This window comes from Streptomyces sp. NPDC029836 (assembly GCF_055574495.1).
In genome coordinates this window covers 755,614-777,082 of the sequence record NZ_JBVHZI010000001.1, presented here as the reverse complement: position 1 = coordinate 777,082, position 21,469 = coordinate 755,614, and the positions used below count along the sequence as shown (strand labels likewise).

18 protein-coding genes are annotated in these 21,469 nt (G+C 73.6%); 11 read left to right on the top strand and 7 right to left on the bottom strand.

From position 1 onward, the window contains the following. The first annotated feature begins 81 nt into the window (after positions 1 to 81). The 6 genes from ACZ4XJ_RS03695 to ACZ4XJ_RS03670 all read left to right on the top strand — a co-directional run bounded on the left by ACZ4XJ_RS03695 (position 82) and on the right by ACZ4XJ_RS03670 (position 8,123). Complete coding sequence (locus tag ACZ4XJ_RS03695) at positions 82 to 2,322, top strand: catalase (protein WP_468495172.1); 2,241 nt, start codon at positions 82 to 84, stop codon at positions 2,320 to 2,322. 158 nt (positions 2,323 to 2,480) lie between these two features. Beyond that, positions 2,481 to 3,593: a glutamate--cysteine ligase gene (locus ACZ4XJ_RS03690; RefSeq protein WP_362883349.1), complete on the top strand. Its 1,113-nt coding sequence runs from the start codon at positions 2,481 to 2,483 to the stop codon at positions 3,591 to 3,593. Positions 3,594 to 3,813: 220 nt separating this feature from the next. Continuing rightward, positions 3,814 to 4,170: a hypothetical protein gene (locus ACZ4XJ_RS03685; RefSeq protein WP_468495171.1), complete on the top strand. Its 357-nt coding sequence runs from the start codon at positions 3,814 to 3,816 to the stop codon at positions 4,168 to 4,170. 143 nt (positions 4,171 to 4,313) lie between these two features. Then, complete coding sequence (locus ACZ4XJ_RS03680; RefSeq protein WP_468495170.1) at positions 4,314 to 6,206, top strand: bifunctional phosphatase PAP2/diacylglycerol kinase family protein; 1,893 nt, start codon at positions 4,314 to 4,316, stop codon at positions 6,204 to 6,206. 55 nt (positions 6,207 to 6,261) lie between these two features. Then, complete coding sequence (locus tag ACZ4XJ_RS03675) at positions 6,262 to 7,215, top strand: YihY/virulence factor BrkB family protein (RefSeq protein ID WP_468495169.1); 954 nt, start codon at positions 6,262 to 6,264, stop codon at positions 7,213 to 7,215. Positions 7,216 to 7,277: 62 nt separating this feature from the next. Beyond that, positions 7,278 to 8,123 (top strand): phosphatase PAP2 family protein, encoded by an 846-nt coding sequence (locus ACZ4XJ_RS03670; RefSeq protein WP_468495168.1) that lies wholly within the window; start codon positions 7,278 to 7,280, stop codon positions 8,121 to 8,123. Between the two features lie 128 nt (positions 8,124 to 8,251). On the opposite strand, the gene ACZ4XJ_RS03665 is transcribed toward ACZ4XJ_RS03670, so the two are convergent. Then, positions 8,252 to 8,704 (bottom strand): ATP-binding protein, encoded by a 453-nt coding sequence (locus tag ACZ4XJ_RS03665; protein WP_362883358.1) that lies wholly within the window; start codon positions 8,702 to 8,704, stop codon positions 8,252 to 8,254. 572 nt (positions 8,705 to 9,276) lie between these two features. On the opposite strand from ACZ4XJ_RS03665, the gene ACZ4XJ_RS03660 reads away from it, so the two are divergent. Further along, positions 9,277 to 9,888 carry a response regulator transcription factor gene (locus tag ACZ4XJ_RS03660; RefSeq protein ID WP_362883342.1) on the top strand — a complete coding sequence of 204 codons (612 nt, stop codon included), beginning with the start codon at positions 9,277 to 9,279 and terminating at the stop codon, positions 9,886 to 9,888. A 34-nt stretch (positions 9,889 to 9,922) separates the two neighbouring features. On the opposite strand, the gene ACZ4XJ_RS03655 is transcribed toward ACZ4XJ_RS03660, so the two are convergent. The 5 genes from ACZ4XJ_RS03655 to ACZ4XJ_RS03635 form a co-directional block, all read right to left on the bottom strand. Beyond that, entirely contained in the window at positions 9,923 to 11,704 is a 1,782-nt protein-coding gene (locus tag ACZ4XJ_RS03655; protein WP_468495167.1) for an ATP-binding cassette domain-containing protein, read from the bottom strand. Further along, on the bottom strand, positions 11,701 to 13,548 hold the full coding sequence (locus ACZ4XJ_RS03650) for an ATP-binding cassette domain-containing protein (protein WP_468495166.1): 1,848 nt from the start codon (positions 13,546 to 13,548) through the stop codon (positions 11,701 to 11,703). The genes ACZ4XJ_RS03655 and ACZ4XJ_RS03650 overlap by 4 nt, the downstream gene beginning before the upstream one ends. Positions 13,549 to 13,614: 66 nt before the next feature. Continuing rightward, a complete protein-coding gene (locus tag ACZ4XJ_RS03645; protein WP_281204780.1) occupies positions 13,615 to 13,752 on the bottom strand; it encodes a SapB/AmfS family lanthipeptide in 138 nt (45 codons plus the stop codon). Continuing rightward, complete coding sequence (gene lanKC, locus ACZ4XJ_RS03640) at positions 13,749 to 16,412, bottom strand: class III lanthionine synthetase LanKC (RefSeq protein WP_468495165.1); 2,664 nt, start codon at positions 16,410 to 16,412, stop codon at positions 13,749 to 13,751. The genes ACZ4XJ_RS03645 and lanKC overlap by 4 nt, the downstream gene beginning before the upstream one ends. Before the next feature lie 204 nt (positions 16,413 to 16,616). Then, the gene (locus ACZ4XJ_RS03635; protein WP_468495164.1) at positions 16,617 to 17,939 is read right to left on the bottom strand and encodes a TerD family protein; all 1,323 of its coding nucleotides are present in this window, start codon (positions 17,937 to 17,939) and stop codon (positions 16,617 to 16,619) included. A gap of 206 nt (positions 17,940 to 18,145) precedes the next feature. Here ACZ4XJ_RS03635 and ACZ4XJ_RS03630 point away from each other — a divergent pair, with 206 nt between their 5' ends. After that, positions 18,146 to 18,460, top strand: coding sequence for an NIPSNAP family protein (locus ACZ4XJ_RS03630; protein ID WP_362883333.1), 315 nt, complete (start codon positions 18,146 to 18,148; stop codon positions 18,458 to 18,460). A gap of 42 nt (positions 18,461 to 18,502) precedes the next feature. Here the strand turns inward: ACZ4XJ_RS03630 and ACZ4XJ_RS03625 are convergent, their stop codons facing one another. Further along, positions 18,503 to 18,715, bottom strand: a complete 213-nt coding sequence (locus tag ACZ4XJ_RS03625) for a hypothetical protein (protein ID WP_362883332.1) — start codon at positions 18,713 to 18,715, stop codon at positions 18,503 to 18,505. Positions 18,716 to 19,307: 592 nt separating this feature from the next. Here ACZ4XJ_RS03625 and ACZ4XJ_RS03620 point away from each other — a divergent pair. The 3 genes from ACZ4XJ_RS03620 (at position 19,308) to ACZ4XJ_RS03610 (ending at position 21,432) form a co-directional block, all read left to right on the top strand. Beyond that, a complete protein-coding gene (locus ACZ4XJ_RS03620; RefSeq protein WP_362883330.1) occupies positions 19,308 to 19,727 on the top strand; it encodes a ribosome-inactivating family protein in 420 nt (139 codons plus the stop codon). A gap of 158 nt (positions 19,728 to 19,885) precedes the next feature. Next, complete coding sequence (locus ACZ4XJ_RS03615; RefSeq protein WP_468495446.1) at positions 19,886 to 20,713, top strand: hypothetical protein; 828 nt, start codon at positions 19,886 to 19,888, stop codon at positions 20,711 to 20,713. Then, the gene (locus ACZ4XJ_RS03610) at positions 20,710 to 21,432 is read left to right on the top strand and encodes a class F sortase (protein WP_468495163.1); all 723 of its coding nucleotides are present in this window, start codon (positions 20,710 to 20,712) and stop codon (positions 21,430 to 21,432) included. The genes ACZ4XJ_RS03615 and ACZ4XJ_RS03610 overlap by 4 nt, the downstream gene beginning before the upstream one ends. Positions 21,433 to 21,469: the final 37 nt, after the last annotated feature.

The following is a 21,469-nucleotide window of genomic DNA, read 5'->3' as shown; positions in this document are numbered from 1 at the left end:
GAGGCAGACAGACGTACCCCCTTGGACGCGCATCGGCCACGGCCGGAGCGCGTCCACCATGACGTCCCGTTGGAGTAGACGATGACCAGCAAGAATTCCGAGCCGAACCGCGACGCCGGCGAAGACGGCGGCGTGCCGGGGAAGCCGGGACCGGTGTCCCCGACCGTGGCCGAGCCCACGCGACCCGCCGAGCCCCTTCCCCCGAAGCCAGACCAGACCGGTCCCGAGACCGTGAGCCCGACCGGGCAGGCCACCGGTGCGGACCAGGCCCGCAGGGCGCAGAGCGGCGCCCACCTGACGACGGCGCAGGGGACGCGGCTCCCCGACAGCGACCACTCGCTGAAGGCGGGAGCGCGCGGCCCGGTCCTGCTCCAGGACCACCACCTGCGCGAGAAGATCACGCACTTCGACCACGAGCGGATCCCGGAGCGGGTGGTGCACGCCCGCGGCGCCGCCGCGCACGGGGTGTTCCAGGGGTACGGCACCGCCGGCGAGGTGAGCAAGGCCGCGTTCCTCGCGAAGGACGTGGAGACCCCGGTGTTCGTCCGCTTCTCCACCGTCCTCGGGTCCCGGGGCTCCGCGGACACCGTGCGCGACACCCGCGGCTTCGCGACCAAGTTCTACACCGACGAGGGCACCTTCGACCTCGTCGGGAACAACATCCCGGTCTTCTTCATCCAGGACGCCATCAAGTTCCCCGACGTCATCCACGCGGGCAAGCCGCACCCCGACCGCGAGATCCCGCAGGCACAGAGCGCCCACGACACCTTCTGGGACTTCGTGTCCCTGCACACCGAGGCCACCCACCACACCCTGTGGAACATGTCCGACCGGGGCATCCCGCGGTCCTACCGGATGATGGAGGGCTTCGGGGTCCACACCTTCCGGCTGGTCAACACCGCCGGGGACACCGCGCTGGTGAAGTTCCACTGGAAGCCGAAGCTCGGCGTGCACTCCCTCGTCTGGGAGGAGGCCCAGCTGATCAACGGCATGGACCCGGACTTCCACCGACGGGACCTCTTCGACGCCATCGAGTCCGGCGCCTTCCCGCAGTGGGAGCTGGGCATCCAGGTCTTCCCCGACACCCCGGACCAGATGTTCGAGGGGATCGACCTGCTCGATCCCACCAAGATCGTCCCGGAGGAGTTGGCCCCCGTCCAACCCATCGGGCTGATGACCCTGAACGCCAACACCAAGAACTACTTCGCCGAAACCGAACAGGTCGCCTTCCACCCCGGCCACCTGGTCCCCGGCATCGACGTCACCGACGACCCGCTGCTCGCGGGCCGCCTCTTCTCCTACCTCGACACCCAGATCAGCCGGCTCGGCGGACCGAACTTCGGGCAGCTCCCCATCAACCGGCCGCACGCCCCCGTCAACGACATGCTCCGCGACGGCATGCACCAGAGCGCCGTCCACACCGGAGTGGCGCCGTACCGACCCAACAGCCTGGACGGTGGCTGTCCCTTCCTCGCCGGCGCCGACACGGGCGCCTTCATCGAGACGCCCGTCAAGGTGCCCGCCGCGAGCAAGGTCCGCGAGGCGCCCGCCTCCTTCTCCGACCACTTCACCCAACCCCGGATCTTCTGGCTGAGCATGACCCCGGCGGAACGCGAACACATCATCGCCGCCTACACCTTCGAGCTGAACAAGTGCTTCGAGCCGGCGATCAAGGAGCGCACCCTCAAGGTGCTCGCCAACATCGACCCGCAGCTCTGCGCAGAGGTCGCCGCCGGGCTGGGCCTGCCGGCGCCGGAGGCCACGGTGCCCCTCGGCACGGGGGACCCCAGCCCGGCCCTGTCCCAGTTGGGCGGGACCTGGCCGACGGACGGCCGGGTGATCGGGATCGTCGCCGACGGGGGCGCCGACCCGGAGGGCGTCCGCGCCGCCCGGCAGGCCGTGCTCGACGGGGGCATGGTGCCGCTCGTGATCGCGCCGACCGGCGGCACGCTCGGTACGGACGGCGATCCGGTGGCCGTCCAGCGGACGTTCGCCACCGCCCGGTCCGTCGAGTTCGACGCCCTGCTGTTCGCCGGCGCACCCGCACCGGCCTCCGACGCCCGCGGGGTACGGGACGCGAAGGCCGGGGACCCCGCACGGCAGGCAACCGACCCCCGCGTCCTGCTGCTGCTCACCGAGGCCTACCGGCACGGCAAGGCCGTCGGCGGTTGGAACGACGCCTCCGCGCTCTTCGAAGCCGTCGGCATCGCCCCCGACGGGCCCGGCATCGCCCTGGCCGACAGCGGTCCGGAGGCGGTGGCGACGGCCGTCCGGGCGCTGGGTGGACACCGGGCCTGGGACAGGTTCCCGCCCGCCCTCTGACCGGTCCGTACGCCGAACCACCCGACCCGAAGTCGGTCCTGCCCGTGCTGCCGGGCCGGACCGACCTCGGGTTTTTCCCCACCACGGCCTTCCGCACATGGGTGGGGGCGGGCCGGGCATGCGGAGGAGGACGTGACGGGCGACTTCGGGTGGCGGCAATGCGCAGCGTGGGTGTGGAAGAGGAACTTCTGTTGGTCGATGAGCGGACGGGTGCGCCCCTCGCCGTCTCGGGGGCCGTGCTGGCCGCCGCGGACCGGCTGGCGTGGCAGCAGCCGGGCGGAGCCGGCGAGAAGGCGCACGAGTTCGAGAAGGAGCTCCAGAAGGAGCAGCTGGAGTTCGCCACCAAGCCGGTGACGGAGATGGGCGAACTCCAGGACGAGATCACCCGCATCCGCGGCGAGGCGGCCCGCCACGCGGCGGACGCCGGAGCCGTGGTGGCCGCCGTCGCGACCTCCCCGCTGGCCGTGCGGCCGTCGATGAACGCGGGCAAGCGGTACGAGTGGCTGGGCGAACAGTTCGGGCTGACGGCGCAGGAACAGCTGACGTGCGGGATGCACGTCCACGTGTCGGTGGAATCGGACGAGGAGGGCGTCGCCGTCCTGGACCGGATCCGTCCGTGGCTGGCCGTGCTCACCGCGATGAGCGCCAACTCACCGTTCTGGCAGGGCGAGGACAGCGGGTACGGCAGCTACCGCAGCCGGGTGTGGAACCGTTGGCCCTCGGCGGGACCGGTGGACGTCTTCGGCTCCGCCGACCGCTACCACGAGCAGATCCGGAGCATGATCGGAACCGGGGTGCTGCGGGACGAGGGGATGGTCTACTACGACGCGCGGCTGGCCGCGAACTACCCGACGGTCGAGGTGCGGGTCGCGGACGTGTGCCTGCACGCGACGACCCCCGTCCTGCTGGCCGCGTTGATCCGGGGCCTCGTGGAGACCGCCGCCCGCGCCTGGCGCGACGGCGAACCGCCGGCCCGGATAGGGACCAGCCTGCTGCGCCTCGCCTCCTGGCGGGCCGGGCGCTCCGGTCTGGACGGCCCCCTGCTGCACCCGCAGACCATGCGGGAGGCACCCGCCGCCGAGGTGCTCGACGCCCTCCACCAGCACGTACGGGAAGCGCTGGTCGACCACGGTGACGACGAACGGGTGCGCGAGGGGATCGCGCGCCTGCACGAACAGGGCAACGGCGCCCGCGTCCAGCGCCAACTCCTGCGCGACGGGGGCGACCTCGCCCAGGTCGTCACCCGGTGCGCACTCCTGACGACGAGCTAGTGCTGTGACCGGAAAGGTCCACCGGGTCGCGGCGCCCGGCACGGCACCTCGCCGCGTTGTCGGACCACGGAAGTACGTCCAGTACGAGCCGCGGCCCTCCGCCTGGCGACGCACCGCACCGAACCCCGCGACCCGGCAAACCTTTCCGGCCACAGCACCAGGCGCGCTCTCACCCGGCCGGAGGCGCTCACCCCTCCGGAAACTGGGCATGCGGTAGGACATGACCGGACAACAGCAGCAGGACGAGACGCGGCCCGTGACCACTCCCTGGACCCAGCCGGACGCGGGCGTGCGCCTGGTCGGCTTCGCCACCGCGGGGCCCGGCGGCGCGATGACCGACGAGGTCGGCGTCATCACCGGCGACCTGACCCTCGCCACCGAGGACGACGGCGCCGGCCGCGCCGTCCTGACCGTCCAGTACACCGGGGCTTGGGAGTGGTACACCCTCACCGGCAGTCCCGTCCTGCTTCCGGAGGGCGGCCTGGCGTCCCTCCACGAGGAGGCCCTGGCCCGGATCCGGGCCGGCGGCGGAGCCGAAGCCCCCGCTCCGCTGCCGGGACCCCGTTCGGAAGGCTGAGCGGGGCCCGCCCCGCGGCCCGCTGCGCCGCGCGGCCGGGCCCCACCACGCTGTGACGACGGTCACCACCACGGGGGGCCGGTCGGCGGCGGTCGGCGGGATCGACGGCGCATCAACGGGCCGTCACGGGCAACAAGGCTGCCATGACGACGGATAGCGGCACGGCCGCGAGACGCGCACGGTTCCTGTGGCTCGTACCGGCCCAGTTCGCCGCGATGGTGGCGCTGGGCCTGTTCGTGACCGGAGCGCCGGCGGCCCGACTGCTGTCGGCGGAGGACCGCGTGACGGACGGCTTCGCCGCGCACCGCAACCCGTGGGCGAACACCGTGACGGAGTGGCTGTCGGTCATGGCCTCCACGGAGGTGATCATCGGGGTCACGCTGCTCTGCATCGTCGCCCTGTTGGTGTTGCCCGGCACCCCGCGCTGGGCCGACGCGGTCTTCCTGGGCGCGTCGGTCGCCGTCCAGTCGGCGGTCTTCCTGGCCGTGACGATGTGCGTGGAACGCCCCCGCCCCGACGTGCCCCGCCTGGACGGCGCGCCCCCCACGTCGAGCTTCCCCTCGGGTCACGTCGGTGCCTCCGTCGCCCTGTACGGCGGGCTCGCGGTGCTGGCGTGGACCCGGCTCCGCGGGCCGTGGCGGTACGTCGCGACGGCGTTCCTGATCCTCGTCGCGCCGGCGGTCGGAGTGTCCCGGATGTACCGGGGCATGCACCACCCGTCCGATGTGGCGGGCGGCCTCATCAACGGCTTCGCCACGCTGCTCGTCATCGGCGCGGTGTTCCTGGCCGGCCGCACCCGCGACACCGACGGCGAACCGCAGGAAGGCGCGGACACGGTCCTGCCGGACGTACCCGACCGGGGCCGCCCGCAGGCCCCCGCCCCCGCCGTCCCCGCCGCCCCCGCCGTCCCCGCCGCCCGGGGCGGCGCCGTCCGCCCGGATGCGGAGGCCGACGGGAGCCCGGGCCGGACGGTCGTCGTGGTCCGGCATCCGCTCGGGTGCCCCGACGAACTGGCCGAACAGGTACGGATCAGCCTCCACGACCACGGGTGGACCGAGCAGCGGTGGACCCACACCTCGGTCGAACGACCCGGCGGGACGCTGCCCGAGGAGTGCGCGGAGCCCGGAGTGGACCTCGTCGTCGCCTGCGGCGGGGACGGTACGGTCCGTGCCTGCGCCGACGTCCTGGCGGGCACCGGCATCCCGCTGGCGCTGGTGCCCTGCGGGACGGGCAACCTCCTCGCCCGCAACCTGGACCTCCCGCTGGACCCGCGCGCCGCCCTGGAAGATGCCCTGACCGGCGAGGACTTCCCGATCGACGTGGGGAGCGTGCGCGGCGACGGTCTCCCGTCGACGCGGTTCACGGTGATGACGGGCGCCGGCTTCGACGCCGCAACCGTCCGCGACACCTCGCCCGCCCTCAAGGCCCGCCTGGGGTGGGCCGCGTACGTCCTGTCCGGCGCCCGCCACCTCGCGGACCCCGGCATGCGGTTGACCGTACGGCTGGACGGCGGCCGGGTGCGCCGCCGGCGGGCCCGGATGGTCGTCGTCGGCAACGTCGGCGCACTCCAGGGCGGCCTCGAACTCCTGCCCCGGGCGCGGCCGGACAGCGGACGGCTGGAACTCGTGCTCTTCGACCCCCACGGCGCGGCGGGCTGGCTCGCCGCGGCCGGTCACCTGGTCTCCCGGGTCGTGCGCAAGGGCGCTCCCGCGCCGGACGGCCCCGCCCCCGCGCAGGCCGGCGGCCGCAGGGTGGCGGGCGGGTCCCTGGAGTACTTCACCGCACGCCGGATCGAGATCCGATTCACCGGAGCGCAACCCCGGGAGGTCGACGGCGACACCATGGCGGACGGTTCCCACCTGCTCGCCGAGGTGGAACCGGGCGCCCTGCGGATCCGGCTGCCCAGGGCCCCGGGCGGCGCTCCGCGCGACCGCGCGACGCACGCGGCGCACCCGCAGCACCCGGTGTCCGACACGCACGAGTACCACGACGAGCACGGCGACGAGCACGCGCGTCCCCGCCCCGCCCACCACTGAACCCGCCCCCGCCCCGCCGCACCGCGCGCCGGGACCACACAGAATCAGGAAGCCGATGGGAACCGCGACCCAGGTACCGCAAAGACGTGACGTAGTGGGCGAGGAGCTGTCCGGGGACGAAGCCTGGGCCGCCCTGCGCCGCTACGGGGGCTGGAGCCTGGCCCGTGACTCCTTCGTCCGCTTCCGCTACGCCGACGGGTTCAGCCACTCCCGCGCCCTGGCCCTCCAGACGGTCCTGTCCATCGTGCCGCTGTCCATCGCCGCCATCGGCCTGTCCAGCGTCCTGCACACCGAGGACATCGGTCGCGTCGCCGAACTCACCATCGGACGGATCACCAGCGGCCCCAGCCGGGAGGTGGTCGACGAGGCGTTGCGCGAGAGCCGCCGGCACGCCGGCGACGGAGGCCAGGTCGCGCTCTGGCTGGGCCTGATGTTCTCCCTGGTCAACGTCACCACGAGCCTGTGCCAGGTCGAGCGCGGCGCCAACCGGATATACGGCAACGAGCGCGACCGGCCCTTCCTGCGCAAGTACGCCCGCGGCGTCGTCATGGCGTTCCTCGCGGGCCTGCCCCTCGGCCTCAGCTTCGTCCTCACCGTCCTCGGCGCGGACCTCACCCACTCCTTCGCCGAGGTCTACCACCTCGGCCCGGACACCATCCGTGCCTGGGACATCCTGCGCTGGCCGGTCGGCGTCCTGCTGGCCGTACTCGCCACCAGCGCGATCTTCCGCCTCGCCCCCCGCCGCGACCAGCCGGGCTACACCTGGCTCGCCTTCGGCGCCGTCGTCTACCTGCTGCTGTGGATCACCGCGACCTGGGCACTCAGCCTGTACGTGGGCGCCAGCAGCACCTTCACCAGCGTGTACGGGCCGCTCAGCGCGCTCGTCGCGCTGCTGCTGTGGTCCTACCTGACCTCGATGGCCCTGTTCCTCGGCCTCGCCTTCTCCGCCCAACTGGAAGCCGTACGGGCCGGCGTGCGCGCGCCCGTCGCGAAGGACCCCGGGGTCTGAGCCCCGCCGCCCCACCCACCCGAAGGCCGCAACCGGCCGTTCCCGACCGAAAGTCGCTCACCATGGCACAGCTCCCGCCCCGTCCCGGAACCGGGTCCCGCCCCCGTCGCCACGCGATCCGCTCGTTCCTGAGCGGGCGATCCGGCCCCGACGCGGCCTTCGGGGCGAGGCTCGGGCTGACGGTGGTGGCGACGGCCGTGGTCAGCGTGCCGTTCGTCCTCGCGCTGGTGCTCGTCGAATCCCGGTGGTCGCCGCTGTACCGCCTCGACCGGGACACCGCCGAACGGCTCCACCGGGCCGCCCTGGAGGACCCGGACCGGGTGCGGGTGCTGGAGTTCCTCACCGGCGTGCTGTGGGACCCGGTGACCATGCGGCTGCTGGTGGCGCTCCTGGTGATCTGGCTGCTGCGGCGCCGCGCGTGGCGGCTGGCGATCTGGGCGGCCGTCACCGCCACGGCCGGCGCCCTCATCGGGTTCCTCACCAAGAACGTGGTGGAACGGGCCCGCCCGCACCTGCCCGACCCCGTCTCCCACGCGCCCGGGTTCTCCTTCCCCTCCGGGCACGCCATGACGGCCATGGTCTCCTGCGCGATCCTGCTCCTCGTCCTGCTCCCGCTGGTGCCGCGCGCCTGGCGGTTCCTGCCCTGGGCGGTGGCGGTGACGAGCGTGATCGGGGTCGGCTACACCCGGGTCGCGCTCGGCGTGCACTGGGTCAGCGACGTGGTGGGCGGCTGGCTCCTCGGGCTCGTGGTGGTCACCGCCACCACGCTCGTCTTCGAGGCCTGGCGGGCCGATGCCGGACGCCGGCGGACCGCTGTCGGGGAGGGACTGGAGCCCGAGATCGCCACGGACGACCCCGAGCCCGCCATCGGCGCGTCCCCCGGGTCGGAGCAGGCTCCGAGGGGCTGACCGCGCCGGCGGGGGACGGCGACGGCTGCGCGGCCGTACGAGGGGCAACGATCGCGGGTGGGTGAACGTGCGAAATCCCCGCCGCGGGGCGGGGATTCACCGGGCCGGGCCGTCGGGGGCCCGGCCCGTCACGCGCCGGTCGACCCGCCGGCGTGCGGGCCCGGTCGGCCGGCCCCGGCGTGCGGGGCGGGCGTCGCGTAGGGGTGGAAACAGGCGGTGATGGTCTTGCCGCCGTGGAAGGAATGGGCGTCCCACGCGTCGGCGAGGGCGTCGATGATGGCGAGCCCCCGACCCGAGGTCGCCTCCCGGGAGGCGTTGCGCGGGGCGGGCAGGCTCGGGTCGCTGTCGGCGACGCTGACGTGCAGGCACTGGCCGTCCCAGGTCAGCACCAGTCGGGCACTGCTGTGGGCGTGGACGTGCGCGTTGGTGACGAGTTCCGACACCGCCAACAGGACGGAGTGGGCGGTGTCCGGGGCATCCGCCGTCCACCGCAGGGAGTCCAAATGATCCTGGGTCCACCGGCGGGCCTCGCGCACCCCCTTGTGCACCGGGAAGGACTTCGCCCACCCCTTCGCACGCATGGACACCGCACTCACCTCGCTTCCGCTCGTGTGTGGCACCGGCCCGGACGGGTCGGTACGCCGCTCAGAACCGGCTCGCCCGGTGGCGGGCACGCTGTCCGCCCTTGCGGTGGACGAGCAGCAGGGCCAGCGCCATGGGCACGATCAACAGGGCCATCGTCGTCATGGTGGTGTTTCCTCTCCTCGTGGTCCGTCGCTCCCTGCCCATGTGGCCGCTGAGCGACGTCCGAAACCCGACACCTGCCCCGACACCCGCCCCGACGCCGGCCACCACACCCCGGACCGATCCCCCCGTCGGCCTCCCGCCAGGGGCCCGGAACCCCGTACCAGGCGCAAGGATCACGCCGAATGCACGCGGAATCAGCCCATCCGGATGTTGCCGTTCCGAGGCCCCGCACGGCGCTTCCCGGACACCCTCCGAGGTGGGACGGTCACCGGTCGCCGGGGGTGGCACTGGAGGAGCGCCCGACTTCGGCCACGCGCCCCCGTACGCCTCCCGCCGTGACGTTCCCTCATGCCGGTAGCTGGGCAGCCGCTTGATGCTGATCGCTCGTCACCTGAGGGGAACCCCGATGACCAAGGTCCTGGTGCTGCACGGCGTGTGCCTGGTGAGGTCCGCCCTGGCCGCGCTGCTGAGATCCGAAAGCGACTTCGAAGTCACCTCCTCCGGCTGGCGGGCCGCGGCGCGCCAGGCGGAGTTCTTACGACCCGACGTGGCGATCGTCGACTTCGACTGTCCGGAGGTGTCGGCCGCCCTCCTCGCCGACACCGACGCCGCCGCCCGCCTGCTGCCCCGTTCGTCCACCCCCCTGATCGTCCTCGCCCGGGCCGACACGCCCGGCACGCTGCGGCGCGCCTTCCGGACCCAGGCCCTCGGCTACGTCGACAAGGACGGCTCGCCCGCCCGGCTGGTCCGGGCCATCGAAAAGGTCGCCGCGGGAGAACGCTTCATCGACGCCACCCTCGCCTCCGCCTTCATGGAGGCCGACCCCATGCCGCTCAGCCCGCGCGAACTCAGCGTGCTGGCCCGGGCCGCCGAGGGCGACTCGGTCGCGGAGATCGCCCGCGCCCTGCACCTGGCCAGCGGAACCGTACGCAACTACATGGCCGCCGTGACGAGGAAGACCGGCGCCCGCAACCGGATAGACGCCATCCGGATATCCCGCCGGGCCGGCTGGGTCTGAGCCCCGGCCCGAGTTCCCCTCGGCCGTTCGCGCCTCACCGGCGCGCGTTCCACAAGCCCACCAGATCCCGGTACAGGGGTGACCTGGCCGGGAGCTCCGCATGCGTGCCGCACACCGCCCGGGTCCCGTCGAGGACGAGGACCCGGTCGGCCCTGACGGCGGAGGAGATCCGGTGGGCGACCACCACCAGGGTGCCGGGGCGCTCCGCGAGCGCCCGTTCGGCACGCTCCTCGGTCCGGGGGTCGAGGTGGCAGGTGGCCTCGTCGAGCAGCAGCAGCGGGGCGGGGGAGAGGTAGGCGGCGGTGAGGGCGAGATGTTGGCGCTCGCCCTGGGAGAGCCGGCCCGGGTCGAGCGCCGCGTCCAGTCCGCCGAGCCGGGCCACGAGGGCGTCCGCGCCGAGGGCGGCCGCGGCCCGGTCCAGCTCGACCCCGGACACCGGGCCGGGGCACAGGTGGGTCAGGTTCTCCCGGACCGTGCCCGTGAACACGTACGCCTGCTGGGGCAGCAGCGTCCGACGGACGTCGGGGCCGCGCCCCGGGGCACTTGGCGCGGGGGCCCCCGCGACCCGTACGGTGCCGCATCCGGGCGGTAGCAGGCCGGCGATCAGAGCGGTGAGGGTGGACTTGCCGATGCCGCTCGGTCCCACCACGGCCAGGTGCTCGCCCGGCCCGACCAGCAGGTCGAGCCCGTCGATCACGGGGTCCGCACGGGGTCCCCAGGCGAAGCTGACGCCACGGAGCTCGACGGCGGGCACGGGCGCGGGTGCGGGCGACGGCGCGGGCACGGGCGAGGGGGAGGGCGCGCGCGTCGGCCCCGGCACGGCGGCCGGCGCCGGGAGCGGGGGCTTCGCCCCCTCCGGCTCGCAGAACCGGTCCAGTACCACCAGCAGTCGGGTGCCCGCGGCCCCCAGGGCCGTCATCAGCGCGTCCAAGGCGGGGAGCAGGGACTGCACGAGGTAGGTGAGCGCCCCGGCCACCGCGCCCGCGCTCACCCCGCGCCGGAGCAACCAGGGCGTCGCGGCGAGCAGGACGACGACCGGCAGCCGACCCGCGACGCCCAGGGCGAGCGTGCGCAGCGCGGTCCACCGCGCGAGCCGCACGGTCAGCCGCTCCTGTTCGGCGATCAGCGACTCCACCCCGGCTCCGGCGCTCGCCGCGCCCCCGCAGGCGACGACGTCGCGCAGCCCCGACGCCAGTTCGGCGGCCCGCGCGGACAAGGCCTCGTCGGTGTCGAGGGCGGACCGTTGCACGCGCGCCATCGGGTGCAGCGTGGCCAGGAACCCGGCCGTGCCCAGCAGCAGCGCGGGCAGGACGAGGACCAGCAGTACGGGCGACAGCGCGGCCAGCCCGAGCAGCGCGCCCAGGGAGGTGAAGACGAACGACCGTGCGACCAGGACGAGGCCGGCGGCGGAGTCCCGGGCCATCTCGGTCTGTTGCGTCAGCCGGGAGACCGCGCCCGCGTCACCGGCCCGCCCGGGATCCGCGACGGCCCGCCCGATCGCCTGCCGCACCGAGCGCCGCACCAGCCCGTCCCGCAGCGGTTCGACGAGATCGGCGAGGCCGCCGAACACGCCGCGCAGGGCGAGCGCGCCCAGCAGGGCGCCCGCGCCGGCCACGGCGAGCCAGCCGAGGCCCGTCCCGGTCCGGCCGGCGAGGAAACCGTCGTCGAGGGCGCGGGCCACCGCGTAACCGCCGAGGAAGGTGTGCGCGGACTCCAGCAGGGACCAGAGGGCGAGCCGGCGCAGCGCCCCGGGTCGTTCGCGCAGGAAGCGGCGGCCCTCACGGGACACCCGCCGCCAGGTTCCGTACTCGCTCACCGGACCGCCTCCCGGCCGGGCGGTTCCGGAGCGGGCCGCAGGCCCGCTCCGTACGGGCCGTCGGTACCCGGGCCACCGCCCTCGTCGGCGGACGGCCCGGCCGGTTCCCCGGCCGCGTCCGTTCCGTCGCCGAACACCGCCCGGTAGGCGGGGTCGCGCCACAACTCGGCGTGGGGGCCGGTCGCCCGGACCCGTCCCGCGTCGAGCCAGACGACGAGGTCGGCGCGGGCGGCCGAGGAGATGCGGTGGGCGACGACGAGACGGGTGCCCGGTCGGACGTCGGCGGCCAGCGCGCGTTCCACCTCCCGGGCGGTCAGGGTGTCCAGGCTCGACGTCGCGTCGTCCAGGACGAGCAACCGCCCCGCTCGGCAGAACGCCCGCGCCAGGCCCAGCCGTTGCAGCTCCCCGCCGGACATCGGCGCGTCCGCGAGCGCCGTCGCGTAGCCCTCGGGCAGCCGCCGTACGAAGCCGTCGGCGCCGGCCGCCCGCGCGGCGGCGCGCACGGCCTCCGGGTCCGGCGCCGGGCCGCTGCCGAAGGCGAGGGCGGAGGCGACGTCCGTCCCGAAGAGGGCCGGTCGCTCGAAGGCGTGGCCGACCTCCCGGCGCAGCTCCTCGGCGGAAAGTTCGTCCAGCGGCACCCCGTCGAGCAGGACCCGGCCCTCGTCGCAGGGGGTGAGCCGGCCCGCCACGGCGGCCAGCGTCGTCTTGCCGGAGCCCGAGGAGCCGACGACGGCGGCGGTCGTCCCGCCGGCGATCCGCAGGTCGACGTCGCGCAGGACCACGGTGCCCGCGCGCACGACGCGTACGCCGCGCAGCTCCAGGGTGCCCGCGCCCTCTTCGGGCAATCGGGCAGTCCCCTGCGGGAGTTCGGGCAGATCGAAGAGGGCCGCCGTGCGGCGGGCGGCGGCCCGGCCGCGGACCACGGCCGCCAGCCGTCCCGTCACGGCGCCGGCCCCGGCCGCCAGGCCCGCGTAGCGGACCGCCGCGAGGAGGCCGCCGACACCGAGTGCGCCGTCGGCGAGGCGGACCCCGCCGACGCCGAGGACCACGTACAGCAGCAGCGGCATGAGGGCGCTGGTACGGGCCATGGTCGATCCGTAGATCCGCCAGGTCCGCCGCCCCTCGGCGCCGAGTTCGGGCAACCGGGCCAGGACACGGGCCTGTTCGCGCTCGGCGGTGCCGGCGGCGGCGATCGTACGGGCGCCGGCGAGTGCTTCCACGAGGCGGCCGGCCAGGGCGAGCTGCACCTCCTGGTAACGGCCGACGCTGGCACCCGAATCGCGCGCGAAGGCCCGCAACAGCAGCACGAGCAGCGGGAGTCCGGCGAGGAAGGCCAACCCGGTCCACACGTCGACCAGGAACAGGGCCACGAGTCCGCCGACCGGGGGCAGCAGGGCCACGGCCGCGCCGACGACGGCCGCCGGGGCGGCCCCGGCGGTGGTGGCGTGCGAGGTCAGCCGGGCGGAGAGTTCACCGGGGGAGTGGCGGGCGGCGTGGTGTGGCGCGGTGCGCAGCAGCCGGGCGAGGCCCGTACGGCGCAACCAGGAGGTGGAACGGGCGTCCACGCCGCCGTTGAGCCGGGCCGTCACGGCGTCGAGGAGGACCTCCGCGGCGATGATCGCCGCACACCAGGCGGTCCAGCGCGCGCCGGCGGGGTCCTGTCGCAGCAGCAGGTCGAGGGTGTGGCCGAGGACGGCCGGCTCGGCCAGGGCCGCGCCGGCGGCGGCCACCGAGCAGACGGCGCCGGCGGTGAGACGGCCGGCGCTGTGGTGAGCGGCCGCCCGCAGCGCCCGGTCGGCGCCGCGGGCGGCCGCCGCCTCACCGACGGGATCGGACGCTGTCATGGGCGGCGGCTCCAGGGGTGTGGTGCGGGCCCGGGCGGTGAACCGCCCGGGCCCTCAATGACCTGATCAGTTACAGGTCGTGATGCTCAGGCTGCTGTCGCCGCAGAGGAGCAGGCTGGCCCGGCTGCCACCGCCGGTCAGGTGCGCGGCCTCGGTGGTCTCTTCCTTCGGGGTGTCCATCGACTGCAGGTCCAGAAGCGTCATGTCTGATTCCTCTTCACTGTGGTGTTCCGATGGGTCACGGCCCCCAGGACGGGGACCGGCTCGTGGGCCGCGGCGGAGCGCGGCGGGGGGAGGAACGGCAGCTGGGCGCGCCCGCCGGGCGCGGCGCTGCCGAGGGCGAGGAGAGCGCCGGCCGTGCCCGTGGACAGGTCCATGGACAGGCGCATCATCTGCTCGCCGGGGAAGGCCAGGAAGCCTTGGTAGGGGACGGCGTGCCGGGCGAGGGCCTCCACCTGTCGGGCGATGTCCGCGGGGGCGGACCCCGGGCCCGGCGTGGTGGTGCGCGCCAGGTGGAGGATCATGCCGGCCGCGCCGCGGAACAGGCTGGGCTGCGCGTAGAACGTCGCCTGGGCGGCTCGGACGATCTCCGGCCGGGCCCGTTCGAAGCGCTCGTCCCGGGCGTGCCGCGACCAGTCGTCCAGCACCATCCCGATGCCCACGCTGCCACCGCCGAGGTAGGGCATCGTGCGCCATCCCTCGTCGACCTGGAGCGTGCCGAAGGCGCTGGTCACGCAGCGGTCGAGGTCGCGGTGCAGGGCTTCGCCCGCCCGGACCAACAACTCCTTCTCACCGGTGCGTTCGTGGAGCCGCAGCAGGAGCAGCGCGGGACCGCTGTGGCCGTGCAGGAGACCGGCCCGGTTCGGCCGGGCCGCGGGTTCGCAGAGGAGTTCGGCGCAGCGCAGGGCCGCGGTGTGGAGTTCGCCCTCACCGGTGGCCGAACCCAGGGAGTCCAGGGCCAGTCCGATGCCGGCGAGTCCGCCGTGCAGGTCCGGTCCCGCCGACTGCCAGGACTGGGAGAGGAGTTGCTCGGCGAGTACGAGGGCGCGCTCGCGGTGGCCGAGCCGCTCCAGGGTCCAGGCGAGACCGGCGAGGCCGTCGTAGAAGCCCAACGGCATGCCGGAGGCGGGCTCCTTCGTCCGGGCCAACAGCCATTCCTCGGCCTCGGGCCACGGTTCGGCGCCGGTCTCGGCGAGCGCGTACAGGACGCCGGCCGCTCCGTAGCCGAAGCCCGTCCCGCCACCGGCGGTCGCGAACTGGGCCGTGTCCCCGGGGAACAACCGGTCGTCGCGGTCGAAGGTGGCGCTCGCCCGCAGCGCGGCCGTCATCGAGGCGCGGGCCGCTTCCCAGTCGCCGGGCTCGACCGGCAAGTAGGGGCGCCGCACGGTGATCGTCCGACCGCCGGATCCCGGAGGATCCTCGGACCCGGCCGCGGGGCCGCCGTCCGGGCCGGCGAGTATCTCCCGTACCGCCTCGTCGAGGAACTCGCGCGGTACGGGGAACTGCTCGGCGGCGATGTCGGCCAGGTGCGCCGCCTTCGTCCGGTCCATCACCAGCAGGCTGGTCAGCGGCAGGAACAGGGCCAGCCGCAGACAGGCCAGGGCGTACCGGTCGACGGCGAAACCGCGCCGGTCGGCCGGGGCGACGAACGCCGGGTTGGCGACGGTCTGCCGCAGCCCCTCGTCGACGTGGGCGGCGGCCTCGAAGTCGAGCAGCGACACCGACGGCGCGCCGGTCGTCGGGTCCTCCGCGACCATCACGTTGAACAGGTGCAGGTCGTTGAAGACGATGCCGCGGGCGTGCACCGCCTCCACGGCCTCCGTCACCAGCCGGTGGACCTCCAGCGCCCACCGGGTGTACTCGGCGAGCTCCGCGGGGTCGGGGTCCGCCTCGATCAGCGGGTGCCGGCGGGCGAAGTAGGTGTTGAGGGGCTTGCCCTCCAAGTGCTGCATCACGAGGAAGTGGTGGTCCCCGACGGTGAAGGTGCCGTGCACCGAGGGCACGCAGTCCAGCCCGGCCAGCTGCTCCAGGGCCCGGCGTTCGCGGTGCAGCCGGGTCACGGCGTCGGCGCCGTCGGCCGCGAGGCCCGCGAAGGGACGCCCTTCCTTCAGGACGACCCGCTCGCCGGAGCGGACGTCCCGCCCCGCGTACACGCCGCCCCCGTTGGAGAAGTGCAGGGCCCGCTCGACGGCGTAGGGCAGGCCCGCCAGGGTCACGGAGGCCCGCTTCGCCAGGTGGGGCGCCAGGAACGCGGGCGGCTCCACCCACTCGGGCGGCTGGAACACCGGCCCCCGCGGATCCGGCACCAACCGGCCGTCCGGGGCCTCGATCGCCGGGACGAGCTCCCCGAGGTCGTCGTAGCAGTGCCGCAGGGTGAAGCTCCCGTACCGCAGGTGCACGGGACCGTCGTTCCAGCGCAGGTCGCTCAGGATGTACGGGCCCGGCTCGCAGGTCAGCAACGCGTCGAGGTCCGCCGCGACGCGCCCGCACTGCTCCTCGTCCGCCGGGTACACGGTCAGGAACTTGCCGCTCGCCGCACGGTCGGCGTACTTCGCGTTGCGCAGGTGCAGCAGGTAGCGGCTCGGCACGAACTTGAACGCGATCCGACGTTCCACGCAGTAGCGGTGCACCCGCTCCAGGACGGACTCGGCATTGTCCAGACACGCCGAGACGTGGATCTTCCAGCCCTGGGAGGGGAGTTGGGCGTCCAGGGGGCGCAGCGCCAGCCAGTCCCCGCTGCGGTGTGTCTGCCACCCCGCCGGTACGGGGGCGAGCGCGGCCGGGTAGTTCTCCTCGGCGCGGCGGTACGGCGCGTCGTAGAACCAGCGGTCGGCGTCGCAGAAGGCGGCGTACCCCTTGTTCACTCCTGCTCCCCTCGGTCGGTGATGTCCTCACGCTGTCACGCGGACCGAGGGCCGCGACAGTCACGGCTGTCATCGCCGGGGTGTGCAGTACGCACGAGTCACCTGCCCGCCGTACCCCGCCGGGGACGGCCGAACGCCCCGACGCGGGTCCTCGCGTCGGGGCGTTCGGGCAGGTCACGGGCCGGTTCGTGGCGGCCGGAGCGGTCAGTCCTTGCTGGCCGGCTCCCAGCCCATGCCCCAGCCGTACGCCAGGTCCACCGCCTGCTGCTTGAGGATGCCGGGCGGGAGCACGATGTACTTCGCCTCCCGTCGGACGATGAGCTCCCCGCCCACGTTCTCGATCAGCGCGATCGCGGCGACCGGCGCGGGCACGGTGCATTCGTCCAGGCGCACCTCGATCGGCGGACCGACGGGCGGGTACAGCGTGGCGACGCCCTGCAGCCCCGCGAAGTTGGTGGCCCCGGCGTAGATGGACACGAACACCAGGAGGCGTTTGATGTCGGCGGTGTGATCGAGGTTGATCATGAGGTTCTCGCCGTCGTCACTGCCCCCGGTCCGGTCGTCCTGGTCCAGCAGGACGTACGGGGGCTGGTCGAACGAGCCGAACTGGTTGTTGATGGGGTGGACGATCCCCATCGTGCCGTTCTGGAGCTCCCACAGACAGGAGAGGTCGAGGTCCACGTCCGCGAGTTGGACCGCCTCCCTCCCCTTGCGCATCCAGCCGCGCGCGGGTGTGGCGGCGCTCCACGTGAGGTTGACCCGCATGCCGCCGGAGGTGGCCCCCTGCTTGGCGAGCGATACGGCGGGCGCCGCTTTCGTCAAGGTGATCTTCGAGAGCCGTACGGGCTGGGTGTGCGCGGGCTGCGCGGGCTGGGGGACGTGCGGAGCCGGTGCCGCCGGCCGGTGGATCGGGGGCGGAGCCACCGGCTGCCGCACGGGCTCCGACCGCGGGGCGGGGGCCGGTTGCCGCACGGGCGCCTGCTGCGGCGGAGCCGGCGGGGCCGGATCGTCGACCGTGATGCCGAAGTCGGTGGCGAGCCCGGCCAGCCCGGAGGCGTACCCCTGGCCCACGGCCCGGAACTTCCACGCGCCGCCGCGCCGGTACAGCTCCCCGAGCACGAACGCCGTCTCCGAGGTGGCACCCGTGGCGTCGAACCGGGCCGTCTCCGCGCCGCCGTCCGCGTCCAGCACCCGCACGAACAGACCGGCCACCTGCCCGAACGTGCTGTCGGTGGAGGCGGCGATCACCACCGTCCCGATCTCCTGCTCCACCGCGGACAGCGTCACCGCGATGGTCTCCAGCGTGCCCGCTCCGTCCTGACGCCGGCCCTCGTGGCGCACGGCGCCACTGGCGTGCACGGGCTGGTTGTAGAACACGAAGTCGTCGTCCGACCTCACCTTGCCGGCAGCCGTCAGCAGCAGCGCCGACACGTCCACGTCCGGCGCTCCCGGACCGCCCCGCCAGCCCAGTTCCACCCGGACCCGGGCACTCGGCACCGGTACGTTGGCGCCCTTCTGCAAGGACATGTGAATCCCCCTCCACGACGTCTCCCAGTCCGTCGCAGCGTACGAGGTTTCGGTGCGATCGCCTCCCCGAAGGGGCCGATTGCCGCCACTGCGGCCCAACTTGCCGAACCCGGCCGCGCCGCCCGCCACGTCCGTCGTGGCCGATCCGCGGCCGGCCCGGGGCCGGGACCGCGATCCGCGGCGGGGCCACCCGGCATGATGGGCGGGTGATCACCATTCATCTGAAGTACGAGATCGACGTCGACAAGCTCGCGGACTTCGAGGAGTACGGGCGCCGTTGGGTGCACCTGGTCAACCGGTTCGGCGGCACCCACCACGGCTACTTCCTGCCCAGCGAGGGCGACAGCGACATCGCCTACGCCCTCTTCTCCTTCCCCGGCTTCGCGGCCTACGAGCAGTACCGCACGGACAGCATGTCCGACCCGGAGTGCCAGGCCGCCTTCGAGCTGGCGCGCGAGACCCGCTGCATCAAGCGGTACGAACGCCGCTTCCTGCGCCCGCTGGAAACCCCCGGCGACTGAACGGCCCGCCGGCCGCCCCGCCGGCCGCCCCGCCGGGCGCCCTCACGCCTCGCGGTCCATGACCCGCCGGGCCGCCTCGGCCTCCGCGGCGGGCGGGGACAGTTCGTCGAGGGTGTCGAGCTCGTCGTCCGACGCCAGCTCCCGCTCCCAGGCACCCGCGAGGCGCTCCTGATCGGCCCGCGGTCTGCCGGCGACGGCCTCCCGCTGCCGGGGTTCCAGCGCCGCGAGGAACCGCCCTACCGCGTCCGTGGACATCCCGTACTCCTTCTCGGTCGGGGCGGGCAGCGCCGGAACGCGCTGCCGTGCCCGGCCCAGGATGCAGAACCGCCCCACCCCCGCCACCCCGACACGTCGCCCGACCACCCGAATGCCCGACCCTCCCGCACCCGCGCGCGCGGCGGGGTGAGGCGGGTCGGGGCGCGGATGGTCATCGATCCTCGGTCGCGTGAGGAGTTCTTAGCATCAGAGGCCAAGTATTCGTTTCCGCCCCGGACGGACGACTACAAAGAACCGGACCGAACCAGGCCCGGCGACAAGGGCGATGTGAACCCGTCGTCGACCGGGGTGATGTCAAGGCGGTGGATGTGGCGTGCGCGAATGCGGCAGGATCGAACCGGCTGCGACGGGATTTCCGGTGGGGAACGCGAGTTCCGATCTCCTCCAGCTGACGGATGCCGTCGTGCTGAAACCCGTTTCGTTTTCCGTGGAGGACGCCCCGGTGGCGGAATATCGGCTCCTCGTGTCGGCCGTCCGGTCCAGTACGGCGGAGGCGTTGTGGTTTCCCCGAAGAGCGGGGAGCGGGGCGGAAACCGTGCGGTACCTGCCCCTGAACATTCGGTTGAGGGGCTTGTCCATCGAGTTGTACATCGAGTTCCTCGCACGGAATTCGGACGTTCGGATCGTCGGCTTCCGCAACACCTTCGAGAACGGGCAGGCCCCGCCGGAGGCCTACTTCCGGCACGTACGGGACTCGGCCGCGCCCCCGGGCATGCTCCGTACGGCAGCCCTCCCGTTCGGCGGTGGCCCGGCCGCCCTGGAGGCGGTGGCCGGCGTCGGGCGTACGGCCTTGCCCGTGGGGCGCCGCCCCATGATCAACGCGGTGATCTGGTTGCACCGCAACAGCGACCCCAGGTGCACGGCGCGCGGAATCCTCGTGCTGTCGGAAATGCTGTGCGCGGCGGCCCGTTCCCCTCGATTGGCGGACGACGTCTCACGTATCTGGATGACCGGTGGTCCTTTGTCGATCGCGCCGTGGGCAGCCGCGTGACCGGCGTGCGATGAATTCTTCCAAGAATTCCTCGAAGGAGCACCCATCCGAGGGTGTCGTGGCTTCGAAGAAGGGGCGGAAAGCCTCTCCTTCCGTTCATCCCACCCGCGCGACCCGTGATTCCCGTCCCGGGAATCCGAGGAACAGGAGCGAATGTGATAGTCAAGCGTGCCGGCAGCCGCCTCGCGGTCATTTCCGTCGTACCCGCCGCGGTGTTCCTGACCCTGGGCCTTTCCGGTCCGGCCGTCGCCGATGAGGGCAAGGCGTACCAGATCGACCTGGCGCAGTTGAACGACTCCGGGTCCCGTGGCACGGTCATGCTCAGCCTCAAGGGCAAACTGCTGACCGTCCGGATCGAGTCCGAGGGCATGGTGCCCGGGCAACCCTCGGCCCAGCACCTGCACGGTTCGACCAAGGGGCACGACTTCCACTGCCCCGACGCCGGTGACGACACGAACGGCGACGGCATCCTCAACAACACCGAGGCGACCGTCGACTACGGCGACATCAACATCTCGCTCACCACGTCCGGTGAGACCAAGGCGACCAGCGGTCTCGCCGTGGACCGCATGCCCGTCGCCGACAAGCAGGGCAAGCTCTCCTACCAGCGGACCATCACCGTCGGTCAGGACGTGGTCGACCACATCAAGGACCTGCACGTCGTGCAACACGGCATCGATCGCAACGACAACGACAAGTACGACTTCGACGGCGCCGGCAAGAGCGAACTCGATCCGAAGCTGCCCCAGGAGGCCACCGCTCCGACCAACTGCGGTGAGGTCAAGGGCGCTGCCGTGGGGTCCATCCCGGTCGGGGCCATCGAAACCGGTGGTGGGGACCCGGCGGCGGACGCGGCGGTGCCGCTGGCGACGACGGCCGGAGCGGCGGTCCTCGCGTACGTGGCGATGGCGGGCGCGATGACGCTCGCGCGCAAGCGGGTCACCGTGCACCCGGGCCGCACGAAGACCGAGGACGGCGCCGCGTGACGGGCGTCGGAGCCCGCGAACCGCGGCCCCGGACCCGCCGGATCGCGGGACCCGTCGTCGGGGCGGCCCTCGGCGCGTTGCTGCTGGCCGGATGCGCCGGCCAGGACCCGGCGCCCCCGAACCCGCAGGGGCAGGCGGCGGGGAGCGGAGCACCGGCCGACGGGGCGGCGAAGCCGCCCAACGGGGAGCCGTCCGCCGGCCACGGGGCGTCCCCCGGGGCCGGATCCCCGGACGGGACGGGCGCGGGCCGGACCGAACCCGTCCTCGCCCGGTCGGAACCGCAGAAGATCTCGATCCCGTCGCTCGGCCTGTCCAGTTCCCTGGAAACGCTGAGGCTGAACGGGGACGGAACGATGCAGACCCCGAAGGACCCCGCTCTCGCGGGCTGGTACGAGCCGGGGCCGACGCCCGGCTCCCAGGGCCCCGCCGTGATCGCCGGGCACGTCACGTGGAACGGCGCCTCGGCCGTCTTCGAGAAGCTGCGGACGATGAAGGCGGGCGACACCATCAAGGTGACGCGGCGCGACAACAAGACCGTCACGTTCACGGTGAACAAGGTCGCCGAGTACCCGAAGGCCCAATTCCCCACGCTGGAGGTGTACAAGAACCTCGACCACGCGGGTCTGCGACTGGTCACCTGCGGCGGCGACTTCGACCCGAAGAAGCACTACTACGACAGCAACGTCGTGGTCTACGCCAGCATGACGGGGACCGCGTGACCGCAGGCGTCCAACGACCGCGGACCTGACGGGACCT

What these genes read in the sequence shown, in the direction of transcription:
- ACZ4XJ_RS03695 (WP_468495172.1), top strand. Translation starts at nt 82, where the DNA reads ATGACCAGCAAGAATTCCGAGCCGAACCGCGACGCCGGCGAAGACGGC.
- ACZ4XJ_RS03690 (WP_362883349.1), top strand. Translation starts at nt 2,481, where the DNA reads ATGCGCAGCGTGGGTGTGGAAGAGGAACTTCTGTTGGTCGATGAGCGG.
- ACZ4XJ_RS03685 (WP_468495171.1), top strand. Translation starts at nt 3,814, where the DNA reads ATGACCGGACAACAGCAGCAGGACGAGACGCGGCCCGTGACCACTCCC.
- ACZ4XJ_RS03680 (WP_468495170.1), top strand. Translation starts at nt 4,314, where the DNA reads ATGACGACGGATAGCGGCACGGCCGCGAGACGCGCACGGTTCCTGTGG.
- ACZ4XJ_RS03675 (WP_468495169.1), top strand. Translation starts at nt 6,262, where the DNA reads ATGGGAACCGCGACCCAGGTACCGCAAAGACGTGACGTAGTGGGCGAG.
- ACZ4XJ_RS03670 (WP_468495168.1), top strand. Translation starts at nt 7,278, where the DNA reads ATGGCACAGCTCCCGCCCCGTCCCGGAACCGGGTCCCGCCCCCGTCGC.
- ACZ4XJ_RS03665 (WP_362883358.1), bottom strand. Translation starts at nt 8,704, where the DNA reads ATGCGTGCGAAGGGGTGGGCGAAGTCCTTCCCGGTGCACAAGGGGGTG.
- ACZ4XJ_RS03660 (WP_362883342.1), top strand. Translation starts at nt 9,277, where the DNA reads ATGACCAAGGTCCTGGTGCTGCACGGCGTGTGCCTGGTGAGGTCCGCC.
- ACZ4XJ_RS03650 (WP_468495166.1), bottom strand. Translation starts at nt 13,548, where the DNA reads ATGACAGCGTCCGATCCCGTCGGTGAGGCGGCGGCCGCCCGCGGCGCC.
- ACZ4XJ_RS03645 (WP_281204780.1), bottom strand. Translation starts at nt 13,752, where the DNA reads ATGACGCTTCTGGACCTGCAGTCGATGGACACCCCGAAGGAAGAGACC.
- ACZ4XJ_RS03635 (WP_468495164.1), bottom strand. Translation starts at nt 17,939, where the DNA reads ATGTCCTTGCAGAAGGGCGCCAACGTACCGGTGCCGAGTGCCCGGGTC.
- ACZ4XJ_RS03625 (WP_362883332.1), bottom strand. Translation starts at nt 18,715, where the DNA reads ATGTCCACGGACGCGGTAGGGCGGTTCCTCGCGGCGCTGGAACCCCGG.